We start from the raw sequence: 12,200 nt of genomic DNA, 5'->3' as shown, positions 1-12,200 counted from the left end.
GCTGTGTCCACCGCCTCATCCGGCGGTGAACACCTCCCGCAGACGCCAGCCCGTCTCGCCCCTCACCACGAGGAGCGTGACGGGCTGTCGTCGTCCTGCGGCGGCCTCGTCCGTCTCGGACGGCTCGGCCGTGCCGCGGAGGACCGCCGCGTCGCCCTGACGGTCGACGAGGTCCAGACTCGCCGCATCGATCGATCCGATCCCGACACCGAGGTGCTCGTCGTCGTCGAACGGGGACCCGCGTTCGACGGAGTCCCACACGCACCCCTCCTCCCCCGTCGTGCGGCACTGATCCCGTCGGCGGACGAGCTCGCGGGCCGCGGCCGCCGGATCGTCGCCGGTGACCACGTCGACGGCGTCGGCTTCGTCCGCCGGTGACGTCGGCGTCTCCACCGGCGGCGCAGTACCCGTGACCGGTTCGGGCGCCGGGCCGACCGAACCGGCCGGCGTCGGCGCGATCGCGGTGCTCGGGTCTTCGGACGGCAGGAACACCATCGCAGCCGACACCAGTGCCGCTGCCGCGCCCGCCGCTCCGATCACGAGTCGACGACGTCTCGGGCTGGATTCGACGGACGGCGTCGAGCGGGCCGCGGCCGTGACCCGTGTGCTTCGACCGGGTCGCCAGGCCAGACGACGACGCAGCGACGACGCGGGATGTCGTGACCGACGCCTCGATTCGACTGCGGCTCGTCGAGTCGGCGGGAGCGGCGCGGTCCGCTGCGCGCGATCGGCGGAAGCACGGATGGCATCGGCAGGTGATGCGGACGGCGGGTCGACGCGGTCGAGCAGGACCGGGAGCGGTCGTGCCAGGGCGTGGATCCGCTGTTGCAGTCGGTTGGCGATCTCGTGGTCGGCGAGTTCAGGCACGACGTCGGCCCAGGCCACGGTCGAGGGGGCCTCGTCGGGGTCGGTCGCCTGCAGGACACCGTCCATGAGCCCCGCGAACGCCGTCCAATCGGCAGCGAACGCCGGAGCGGTGCGGCCGAGCCCACCATCGATCGTCTGGTGGTCGACGGGAGCTGCGCCCGACCAGCCGGAGAGGACCGGTCGGCCGTCGTCGGCGAAGCGCACGGCTGAAGCGCAGATCGACCCGTGGCTGATCCCGGAGAGGTGCGCCGCGCGGATGGCGTCGACCAGTGGCGCCAGGATCGTGACGGCCTCACCGGGAGCGATCGACTCCCGGCGGCGCAGCAGTTCTCCCAACGTGCCGCCGGCGAGCCGCTCGACCAGCAGACACGGGAGCCCGGTGGCATCCTCGGCGACGTCGACGAGTCTCACGATGTGCGGGTGGTCGAGTCGGGACAGGATGGCCGCGCGACGCCAGAGGTTGCGTTCGGCGGCGTCCGCCCTCGCTCGGAGCAGCACGGCGTCGCCCGCCGGGGCGGCCTGGTCGGTACGTCCTCCACGCGCGGATCCGGCGTGGGCGAGCACCGTCGAGTAGGCCGTCCACTCCCGACCCTCACCCAAGCGCCGGACGAGACGACGGCCGGCAACTCGGGTTGTGGTGGCGGACGGGTCTGGCAGTGTTTCCATAGCTCGATCCTCCGACACGGAACCCCATCCGGCGGCGTCGGCGCACGCGGCTGTGGACAAGGTCCCCGCGGCGGCGGCCTGTGGAGCAGAACGCAGCATCAGGAGCCTCCGTCACCGGCTATCCTGGGAGCATGGCTCAGAAGGACGCGCCCCCGGCGGCGCAGAAGGAACCAGGGCGGATCAAGCAGCTCTGGCAGGTGTTCCAGCTCACCCGTCGCCACGACAAGGCGGCGCAGTGGTTGATGCTCGGCGGCTTCATCCTGCCGGTGCTCATCGGTGTCGCGGTCGCGCTGCTGTTCTCGGCGGGCAACATCTTCGCGCTCGTCATGTGGATCATCGCGGGTGTGCTCGCCGGTATCCTCGCGGCCCTGTTCATCCTCACCCGGCGCGCGGACAAGGTCGTCTACACGCAGATCGAGGGTCGGCCGGGCGCGGTGGGCCAGGTGCTCCGTGCTGCTCCGCGCTCGTGGCAGACCAGTGAGATGCCCGTCGCCGTGAACCCGAAGACCCAGGACGCGATCTACCGGGCCGTGGGCCGTGGTGGCGTCGCACTGATCGCCGAAGGACCCCGATCGCGGACCTCGCGTCTGCTCGAGGACGAGAAGCGCAAGGTCACCCGCATCCTCCCGAACGTGCCGATCACGGTCTTCCACGTCGGCCCCGACGCCGACTCGGTGCAGCTCCGTCAGCTCTCCGGCGCCCTCCGGAAGGTCAAGAAGTCCTTGACCAACCCCGAGGTGCTCGCTGTCAGCAACCGTCTGTCCTCGTTCGGTACGCAGCTCCCCATCCCGAAGGGCGTCGACCCGATGCGGGTCCGCCCGCAGCGCGCGCGCTGACCCACCCACACCGCTCGGAACACCTCGCGGTACGGAAAGAACGGCCGCCCTCCTGATGGAGGGCGGCCGTTCGCGTTTCCGGCTGCGTTCAGCGCACCCGCAGGAGCACCGTGCCGGCGACCTTGTCGTGGAAGCCGCGCTGGTCCGAATCCCAGACGAGCGCCGGGACGAGCACGCAGAGGAGCACGGTACGCACGGCCGGCCGCCAGAGTCCGACCCAACCGCCGGTCAGCGGCATGAGGCGCATGCCGCACAGGCGATGACCGAGACTGCCGCCGATGGTCGGGATGAACACGAACTGCATGATGGCGAAGATCACGAGCGTCGCGGTTGCGTCGTAGGCGAAGAAGGCGACGGAGAGGACGACCGCCAGGGCCCAGTCGATGACGAGCGCGGTGATCCGCCGACCGACCCGCGCGACCGATCGGACGCCGCTCTCCGGGAGTCCGAGGCGTTCACCGGGGAAGGCGCTGGGAGGAAGCTCTCCGAAGGTCCGTGGATTCTGCGGGGTGTGGGGCACTGTGCCATTCTATTCGGGCGGGGATTCTCGTAACATCCACGAAACATGGGTGTCATGGCGGGGTAACCCCCTCCCCGTAGTCTCACAGATGGCTGCGCTGTGCAGCCTCCCTGTACCAACCCCATTTGGAGCCATTCACATGTTCAGTGATTCTTCCGAAGTGCTCAAGTTCATCAAGGACACCGATGTCAAGTTCCTCGACATCCGCTTCACGGACCTTCCCGGCGTGCAGCAGCACTTCAACATCCCGGCCAGCACCGTCGACGAGGAGTTCTTCACCGTCGGCCAGCTCTTCGATGGTTCGTCCATCCGTGGCTTCGCCAACATCCACGAGTCGGACATGCAGCTCATCCCGGATGTCTCCACCGCTTACATCGACGCCTTCCGTGCCGAGCGCACGCTCATCATGGTGTTCGACATCTACAACCCCCGCAACGGCGAGATCTACTCCAAGGACCCGCGTCAGGTCGCCAAGAAGGCTGAGAAGTACCTCGCCTCCACCGGCATCGCCGACACCGCGTTCTTCGCCCCCGAGGCAGAGTTCTACATCTTCGACGACGTCCGGTACGAGGTGAACCAGCACTCGAGCTTCTACTCGGTGGACTCCGAAGAGGGAGCCTGGAACACCGGCCGCGCCGAAGAGGGCGGCAACCTCGGCAACAAGACGCCGTACAAGGGTGGCTACTTCCCCGTCAGCCCCGTCGACAAGCAGGCCGACCTCCGCGACGACATCAGCCTCAAGCTGATCGACGCCGGCCTCATCCTCGAGCGCGCGCACCACGAGGTGGGCACCGGCGGCCAGGCCGAGATCAACTACCGCTTCGACACCATGGTCGCCGCGGCGGACGACATCCTCAAGTTCAAGTACATCGTGAAGAACACGGCCGAGCTGTGGGGCAAGACCGCGACCTTCATGCCGAAGCCGCTCTTCGGCGACAACGGCTCGGGCATGCACACGCACCAGTCGCTGTGGAGCGACGGCAAGCCGCTCTTCTACGACGAGAACGGCTACGGGGGCCTGTCCGACCTCGCCCGCTGGTACATCGGTGGTCTGCTGAAGCACGCCCCCGCCGTCCTGGCGTTCACGAACCCGACGGTGAACTCGTACCACCGCCTGGTCCCCGGCTTCGAGGCTCCCGTCAACCTGGTCTACTCGGCCGGTAACCGCTCGGCGTCGATCCGTATCCCGATCACGGGCACGAACCCGAAGGCAAAGCGCATCGAGTTCCGCGCGCCCGACGCGTCCGGCAACCCGTACCTCGCGTTCGCCGCTCAGCTGATGGCCGGCCTCGACGGCATCAAGAACCGCATCGAGCCGCACGAGCCCGTCGACAAGGACCTCTACGAGCTTCCCCCCGAGGAGGCCAAGAACATCCCGCAGGTGCCCGCATCGCTCGGCGCTGCGCTCGAGGCACTCGAGGCGGACCACGAGTTCCTCCTCGCCGGCAACGTCTTCACGCCGGAGCTCATCGAGACCTGGATCCAGTACAAGCGCGAGAACGAAATCAAGCCGCTGGCCCAGCGCCCGCACCCGTTCGAGTTCGAGCTGTACTACGGCGTCTGACGACACCTGCTGCACCGCGAACCGCCCGTCATCCTCTCGGATGGCGGGCGGTTCCGTGTGGTCGAGGCGATCGGCTCAGATGCCGTAGAAGCCGTGCTCGAAGACCGTCCGGGCGCGCCGGGTGGCCGCGAGGTAGTCCTGTTCCAGGAGACTCGCCGACCCGGTCGGGTATTCCAGGAGCCGCGCCACACCTTCGAGCTGTTGTCGGTCGCTCGGCAGCACGTCCTGCGTCTTGTTCAACCACAGCGTCATGGCCGAGCGGATCCGCGACGCCAGGATCCAGGCCTCACGGAGTCGTTCGGCGGACTCCCGGTCGACGAGATCCGCCTCCACCGCCGCGTCGAGCGCTCGGAGCGTCGAGGTGGTTCGCAACGACGGCACCGCCGCCCCATGCTCGAGCTGGAGGAGCTGCACGAACCACTCGACGTCGCTGAGCGAGCCGCGCCCGAGCTTCAGGTGTCTCGTCGGGTCGGCGCCCTGCGGCAACCGCTCGTTCTCGACACGTGCCTTGATCCGCTTGACCTCGCGGACGGACTGCTCACTGATCGCGGCCGGATAGCGGACCGTGTCCGCCACCTCGGTGAACGCCTCGATGAGCTCGGTGTCGCCCACGACTCCGGCTGCGCGGAGCAGCGCCTGCGCCTCCCAGGTGAGGGACCAGCGCGCGTAGTAGTTCCGGTAGGAGTCGAGGGAGCGCACGAGCGGACCGTTCTTCCCCTCGGGACGGAGGTCGAGGTCGAGGTCGAGCGGGAGCCGGGCGTCCTCGCTCAGACGCTTGAGTTCTGCGGCGATCGCTCCGGCCTGCCGCTGTGCGTCCTGGGTGTCGACCCCGTCCTTCGGCCGGAACACGTAGAGGACGTCGAGGTCCGAACCGAGTCCGAGCTCTGCGCCGCCGTAGCGGCCCATGGCGATGATGGCGAACTCGATGTCCGCGCCGAGGCCGCCGATGCGTCTGACGGCGCCGAGGAGCCCTGCGAGCGTGGCCGTCGACACGTCCGTCAGTCCGGCTGCGAGGCCCTGCACGTCCAGCATCCCGACGGTCGACGACATCGCCAGCCGGAGGACTTCGCGTCGCCGCACCGCGCGGATGGCGGCGGCTGCGGTGTCCGGTGAGTCGTGTCGTCTGAGGATGGCGGCGATCTCCTCGCCGAGCGCGGACGACGATCGTGGGAGGAGGTCCTCGTCCCCCGCGAGCCAAGCGGCCGACTCGGGGATGCGGTCCATGAGCTCGCCGATGAACCGGGACCCCGAGAGGACCCGCGTGAGCCGCTCGGCCGCGCCTGAGGAGTCGCGGAGCATCCGCAGGAACCAGTGCGACTCGCCGAGGGACTCGCTGAGCCGCCGGAACGCGAGCAATCCGTAGTCGGGGTCGGCGCCGTCCGCGAACCAGCCGAGCATCACGGGGAGCAGATGCCGCTGGATGTTGGCGCGTCGAGACACACCGGCGGTGAGCGCCCCGATGTGGGCGAGCGCGCCGCGGGGGTCGACGAAGCCGATCGCCGCGAGTCGCGCCTCCGCCTGACCGCTCGTCAGACTCAGACCGCTCTCGGGCAGGGCCGCGACCGCCGAGAGCAGCGGACGGTAGAACAACCGCTCGTGCAGCTGCCGGACACCGTGCTTCGTGGCCTCCCAGCGCGTGACGAGGGCCTGTGCGGTCGTCGCGAGCGTGCTCGACCGGGCCAGGGAGCGGAGCGACGGCTCGTCGCGCGGCATCATGTGCGTGCGCTGCAGGCGCGTCAGCTGCAGGCGGTGTTCGAGCACACGGAGCAGGCGGTAGTCGTGCGCGAACTCCTGCGCCTCGGCTCGACCGATGTATCCGGCGGTCGCGAGGCCGTCGAGGGCGGCGAGGGTTCCGCGTTGATGCACGGAGTCGTCGAGCTGTCCGTGGACGAGCTGCAGCAGTTGGACCGTGAACTCGATGTCGCGGAGCCCGCCCGGGCCGAGTTTCAGTTGGTAGTGGACGTCCTCCGCCGGAATGTGTTCGGTGACCCGTTCGCGCATGCGCTGCACGGATTCGACGAAGCCCTCGCGGGACGCACTCCCCCACACCTTCGGCTGCACCGCCTCGATGTAGCGGGCACCGAGGTCGGGATCGCCGGCGAGGGCCCGTGCCTTGAGGAGGGCCTGGAACTCCCAGCTCTTCGCCCAGCGGTCGTAGTAGACGAGATGCGACTCGAGCGTGCGGACGAGGGCGCCGGCCTTCCCCTCCGGACGGAGGTTCGGATCGACCTCCCACAGGCTCGGCTCGAGACCAGCCTGTCCGAGACCGCGCATGGTGAGGACCGCGAGCCGGGTGGCGATCTCGACGGCACGCCCGTTGTCGAGCCCGTCCTCGTCGTCGCCCGAACCCTCACCGACGAAGATGACGTCGACGTCGGAGACGTAGTTCAGTTCTCGTGCGCCCGCCTTGCCCATGCCGATGATGGCGAAGCGGGTGGCCGCGACCTCCTCGCGCGGGTACACGCCGGGCCCCCTCGGGCCGCTCGTCTGCGTGCGTGCGACGGCGATGGAGGCCTCCAACGCACCCGCTGCGAGGTCGGAGAGGGCACTGGCGACCCGGTCGAGCACGACGATCGGGTCCGGGGCGCAGAGGTCGAAGAGGGCGACCTCGGCGAGCAGTCGGCGGTAGACCACGCGGATCGCGTCCCAGGCCGGCTCCTCGACGATCGCGGCGAAGCCGTCCTCGGCACCGACGCTCGCGAGCAGTTCGTCGCGCGCCTCCTGCAGCGTCGGGACGCGGGTGACCGGCAACTCGAACACCGACAGCTGGTCGGGGTGGCGGAGGAAGAAGTCGATGAACCCCTGCGAGGCGCCGAACAGTCGGAACAGTCGCTCGGCCGAGGCCTGGTCCGCCAGGAGCGCCGACAGCTCGTCGGGTGACTTCCGACCGACCATCAGCACACCGACCAGCGCGGCGTCGGGGTCGGCCGCGACGGCGAAGGAGGGCGACAGCGACGCCGGGTCGAGCTGGACGAGCTCGGCGAGCTCGTCCAGCCGGTCCCGGGCCTCACCCAGACCGGTGAACCCGAGTCGGGCGAGCGTGCTCAGAGAGATGTTCTCGCGGACCATGCGACCGACCGGTCCCCTCGTCTAGAGCATCTCCAGGTTGCTGGCCAACTCGAAGGGGGTCACCTGGGCCCGGTACTCGTGCCATTCCTGTCGCTTGTTCAGCAGGACGTAGTTGAACACCTGCTCGCCGAGCGTCTCCGCCACGAGTTCGGAACCCTCCATCAGGCTGACCGCGCGATCGAGGCTGGCGGGCAGGGCGTTGTATCCCAGTGCCCGACGCTCGGTGTCGGAGAGGGTCCAGACGTTGTCCTCAGCCTCCGGCGGGAGCTCGTAGCCCTCCTCGATGCCCTTCAGCCCAGCGGCGAGCATGAGCGAGAAGGCGAGGTACGGGTTGGCGGCGGAGTCGATGGCGCGGTACTCGACCCGAGCGCTCTGGCCCTTGTTGGGCTTGTACAGCGGCACGCGCACGAGTGCGGAGCGGTTGTTGTGGCCCCAGCAGACGAAGCTCGGGGCCTCGGACAGCTTGTTCGGACCGACGCCACCCCAGAGTCGCTTGTAGGAGTTCACGAACTGGTTCGTCACCGCGGTGATCTCCGGAGCGTGCGTCAGGAGTCCGGCGATGAACTGCCGGCCCGTCTTCGAGAGCTGGTACTGCGCACCCGCCTCGTAGAAGGCGTTCGAGTCGCCCTCGAACAACGACATGTGCGTGTGCATGCCGCTGCCGGGCTGGTGGACGAGCGGCTTCGGCATGAACGTCGCGTAGACGCCCTGCTCGATCGCCACCTCCTTCACGACGGTGCGGAAGGTCATGATGTTGTCGGCCGTCGTCAGGGCGTCGGCGTACCGCAGATCGATCTCGTTCTGGCCGGGGCCCGCTTCGTGGTGGCTGAACTCGACGGAGATCCCGAGGTCTTCGAGCATCCGGACGGAACGTCGACGGAAGTCGTGCGCGGTGCCACCGGGGACGTTGTCGAAGTAGCCCGCGGAGTCGACCGGCTCCGGTCCGTCGACGCCGTACTGCGAGGACTTCAGCAGGTAGAACTCGATCTCGGGGTGCGTGTAGAACGTGAACCCCATGTCGGCGGCCTTCGCCAGGGTGCGCTTCAAGACGTTCCGCGGGTCGGCGACGGCGGGCTGGCCGTCAGGCGTCGTGATGTCGCAGAACATGCGCGCCGTCGGGTCGATCTCGCCGCGCCAGGGCAGGATCTGGAAGGTCGTCGGATCGGGGTGGGCCAGGAGGTCCGACTCGTAGGAGCGGCTGAGCCCCTCGATCGCCGATCCGTCGAAGCCGAGGCCCTCGGAGAACGCGCCTTCCACTTCGGCCGGGGCGATCGCGACAGACTTGAGCGTCCCGACGACATCGGTGAACCACAGCCGGACGAACTTGACGCCCCGCTCCTCGATCGTGCGGAGAACGAAGTCGCGCTGCTTATCCATCTGCCCCTCTTCCTTCGGCCGGCGGCCCGTGTCTAGGCTACTGGCTCCGTCCCGGTTCCCGCTCATCAGCGCGCGCCGGGCGTGGGCGATCCACGGCTCACCACCAGGCGAGGACGAAGAGTGCGGTCCAGCCGGCCGTCGCCGCCCACAGCAGTGAGAGGGCGGCGATCCGCAGCCGCGATCCACGGTGGGCCCCTTGCCAGACGGGCACCAGCCCGAGGCAACTCACGAGGAGGGCGATGGAGAGCCACGGCAAGGCGGCGGGCACCCCGACGAGAGCGATCGCCGGACTCGAGGCAGCCGCACGGACGAGCACGACGGCTCCGCCGATCGCCCACGTCGCTCCGAACACCGGAGCGATCCCCAGCAGGAGACCGTCCTGGACCGGCTGGCGCCGAAGCGCCTGGGTGATCAACCGGTAGCCCCACGCCACGGACCATCCGATGGCCACGAGCCCGAACAGGATGGGCAGCACCAGTAGCAGCCACCCGCCACCGGTGTCCGACGAGGTCTGCTCGGCCCATCGCGGGCTCGCCGCGACATCGGCTCGATCGACGACGGCGACGGCCGCGTCGTCGGCGTCGCAGAGCGCCGCCCGATAGCTCGCCGGATCGCTGAGCCACGCACGCATCGCGACCCGTGCGCACGCACTGCTGACCGATGGGACGGCTCCCGACCCGGGGAAGACCGCCACGAGGGCGTCCGCCGTGCCGTCGGCGACGGGGACGGCGAGGGCGGCTGCCTGTTCCGGGGCGCCGAGCACGAAGACCGACGTCCCGATCGCTCCCGGCGGCGGCGTCGCACCCACGGCGAACGAGGAGCAGGCGGCGGCCGCGACGTCCTCCAGCAACGTCGGCGTGGTGACCTCCGCGTCCGAGCGTTCGATCGCCCCAGGCCAGCCGGTCGTCGAACACCCGAGCACACGGTCGAGGATGCCACCGGAGTCGGCCAGCTGGGCGATCGCATCGTTCGCCACGGGATCCAGCACCGTGCTGTCGCCGTCCGCGACGGAGCTCAGGAGCACCGGGAGTGCCGCCTGGGCGGTGGGTTCGGACAACGCGTGTGAAGCGATCGCCAGGAGCGCGTCGCCACCGAGGGTGATCGGCCGCGGTCCGGAGGTGCGGTGCGGTGCGGCGACGAGCGCATCGGTGGCGGCGGTGAGGATCCCGGCCGAACGTGAGACCTCGGTCGGCGCGGTGTCCGGGCTCGCGGTCTCCGGTTTCTCGGCGGCGGCGGCTTGTGGTGCCGCCGGCGGGGACGGAACGGGACCCTGCGGCTCGACGCCGCGCGCACGGACGACGGCCAGGGAGGCCGCCACACCGCCCGCGGAGACGATCCCGGGTGCACCCAGGTCGGGGCCGTCGAGGACGACGCCGTCGACGCCACCCGGATCGGCGTCGGACGCCGCGAGGGCCACGCCGGCCGACGAGCCCACGGCCAGGATGGTCCATCGCGCGTAGCCCAGCTGCTGACGGAGGTCGCGGAGGTCCGCCGCCGCAGGCGCGACGCCGAAGTCGCTCGGCACGATGCCGTCCTCCTGCCAGGCCGCGGCGCAGGAGGCGAAGGCCGTGCCGATCGCGGCGACGCGCGCTGCGCGGTCCCCGTCAGCGCCGAGCGACGCGCGGATGGCGGCGGTCGCCGACGCACAGTCGAGCGACGGCGTGGCGTCGCGACCGCCCCGGCGTTCGACGAACACCACGTCGCGGTCGGCGGCAAGCCCGCCCTCGACCGCGAGCTGCTGGATGTCGAGCGTCGAGAGCGCCGACCCGCCGGCGAGGTAGACGAGCGGCGGTCGCCCGGTCTCGAGGGCGGCCGGTACGAGCACGTACGGCAGGGTCGCCTCCGCCGAGTCCGGCACCGCGCGCGACAGGGGCACCGTCAACACGCCGCAGCGGGAACCACCGGGCACCGCGGTGACGCACTCGGCGGTACTGACCTCGGCGGCGACCGTCGGCGCTGCACCGGCTGGCGACGTCGGCATGAGGAGGAGTCCGAGGGTGAGGGCCGCGACGGCACCTCGTCCGACGGCGATCGGTCGCCTCCGCGGACGGTCGATCCTGTGCATGTTCCCCCCGCTCGAGCTTCATCGCTCGGCCCATCCTGGCGGATCACACCACGCCTGCGGAAGAGGGCTTACCCGCAATCCGCTCGCGTTGCGACCCGGGTGGCTCAGTCCTCGGCAGCCTCGTCGGCGTCCCACTTCGCGCTGTTGGCACGCAGTCGCTCGAGTGCGTGCGAGGCCTCCGCAGCCGTCTCGAAGGGACCGACGCGGTCGACGACACTCGACTCGAAGCCGAACTCGACCTGACCGGTCTTCGTGTTGTACCAGTACTGCTCGGATGGTTCCTTCGCCACGGCGCGTCTCCCCTGCTCGGTTAGGCTTGATCCTATGCCTTTCGACACCGCAGGTCACCTGATCCCCGGTCGCGTCGGCCGCCCCCGATCGGTGCCGGAGACGATCGTCCGCCCCGAGTACGTCGGTCGCGCCGCACCGGCCACCGACACCCGGGGCGACCTGTATTCGGCTGAGGAGATCGAACGCATCCGGGTCGCAGGGACCATCGCCGCCGATGCGATCCAGGCCGTCGGCGCGGCGGTCCGCCCCGGGGTGACCACCGATGAACTGGACGCCATCGGACACGCGTTCGTCATCGGTGAGGGCGCCTATCCGTCGACGCTCGGGTACCGCGGCTACCCCAAGTCGATCTGCAGTTCGGTCAACGAGGTCGTCTGCCACGGCATCCCCGACGACACCGCTTTGCGCGAGGGCGACCTCGTGAACATCGACATCACCGCCTACCTCGACGGCGTGCACGGCGACAGCAACGTGACCTTCCTCGTCGGCGACGTCGCCGACGACACCCGTCTCCTCGTCGAGCGCACCCGGGAAGCCCTCAACCGCGGTATCAAGGCCGTCGCCCCCGGCCGGCAGATCAACGTCATCGGTCGTGCGATCGAGTCCTACGCGAAGCGGTTCGGGTACGGCGTCGTCCGCGACTTCACGGGCCACGGTGTCGGCCGGTCCTTCCACTCGGGGCTGATCGTCCCCCACTACGACGCCGCGCCGCTGTACGACACGGTGATGGAGCCTGGCATGGTGTTCACGATCGAGCCGATGCTCACGATCGGCTCCCAGGACTGGGAGCAGTGGGACGACGACTGGACGGTCACGACCCGCGACCGGTCGTTGACCGCGCAGTTCGAGCACACGCTCGTCGTCACCGAACGCGGGGCCGAGGTCTTGACCCTTCCGAGCACGATCGGCACCGCCGCAGCGCCCGCGGCGCTCTAGGCTGGACGC

At 69.8% G+C, this 12,200-nt stretch carries 9 protein-coding genes; 3 read left to right on the top strand and 6 right to left on the bottom strand.

Going from position 1 to position 12,200, the window contains the following annotated elements; translation table 11 throughout:
* Positions 1–15 precede the first annotated feature (15 nt).
* Complete coding sequence (locus tag ACLIME_RS04855) at positions 16–1,533, bottom strand: protein kinase domain-containing protein (RefSeq protein ID WP_411558336.1); 1,518 nt, start codon at positions 1,531–1,533, stop codon at positions 16–18.
* A 131-nt stretch (positions 1,534–1,664) separates the two neighbouring features.
* Here ACLIME_RS04855 and ACLIME_RS04850 point away from each other — a divergent pair, with 131 nt between their 5' ends.
* On the top strand, positions 1,665–2,369 hold the full coding sequence (locus ACLIME_RS04850) for a DUF4191 domain-containing protein (protein WP_071260054.1): 705 nt from the start codon (positions 1,665–1,667) through the stop codon (positions 2,367–2,369).
* A gap of 88 nt (positions 2,370–2,457) precedes the next feature.
* Here ACLIME_RS04850 and ACLIME_RS04845 read toward each other — a convergent pair whose 3' ends face one another.
* Entirely contained in the window at positions 2,458–2,889 is a 432-nt protein-coding gene (locus ACLIME_RS04845) for an RDD family protein (protein ID WP_079705872.1), read from the bottom strand.
* A gap of 139 nt (positions 2,890–3,028) precedes the next feature.
* On the opposite strand from ACLIME_RS04845, the gene glnA reads away from it, so the two are divergent.
* Positions 3,029–4,453: a type I glutamate--ammonia ligase gene (gene glnA, locus ACLIME_RS04840; RefSeq protein ID WP_056005986.1), complete on the top strand. Its 1,425-nt coding sequence runs from the start codon at positions 3,029–3,031 to the stop codon at positions 4,451–4,453.
* A 75-nt stretch (positions 4,454–4,528) separates the two neighbouring features.
* Here the strand turns inward: glnA and ACLIME_RS04835 are convergent, their stop codons facing one another.
* The 4 genes from ACLIME_RS04835 to ACLIME_RS04820 form a co-directional block, all read right to left on the bottom strand.
* Positions 4,529–7,522 (bottom strand): bifunctional [glutamine synthetase] adenylyltransferase/[glutamine synthetase]-adenylyl-L-tyrosine phosphorylase, encoded by a 2,994-nt coding sequence (locus tag ACLIME_RS04835; RefSeq protein WP_191941071.1) that lies wholly within the window; start codon positions 7,520–7,522, stop codon positions 4,529–4,531.
* A 21-nt stretch (positions 7,523–7,543) separates the two neighbouring features.
* Entirely contained in the window at positions 7,544–8,899 is a 1,356-nt protein-coding gene (locus tag ACLIME_RS04830; RefSeq protein WP_079705870.1) for a glutamine synthetase family protein, read from the bottom strand.
* Between the two features lie 97 nt (positions 8,900–8,996).
* A complete protein-coding gene (locus ACLIME_RS04825) occupies positions 8,997–10,964 on the bottom strand; it encodes a hypothetical protein (protein WP_411558335.1) in 1,968 nt (655 codons plus the stop codon).
* Between the two features lie 104 nt (positions 10,965–11,068).
* Positions 11,069–11,254 (bottom strand): hypothetical protein, encoded by a 186-nt coding sequence (locus ACLIME_RS04820; RefSeq protein ID WP_064293764.1) that lies wholly within the window; start codon positions 11,252–11,254, stop codon positions 11,069–11,071.
* A gap of 34 nt (positions 11,255–11,288) precedes the next feature.
* On the opposite strand from ACLIME_RS04820, the gene map reads away from it, so the two are divergent.
* On the top strand, positions 11,289–12,191 hold the full coding sequence (map, locus tag ACLIME_RS04815) for a type I methionyl aminopeptidase (protein ID WP_411558334.1): 903 nt from the start codon (positions 11,289–11,291) through the stop codon (positions 12,189–12,191).
* Positions 12,192–12,200 lie beyond the last annotated feature (9 nt).

The sequence above is a fragment of the Plantibacter sp. MPB07 genome, assembly GCF_046619465.1.
Lineage (GTDB): Bacteria > Actinomycetota > Actinomycetes > Actinomycetales > Microbacteriaceae > Plantibacter > Plantibacter auratus.
This window is presented reverse-complemented; position numbering and strand designations above follow the sequence as displayed.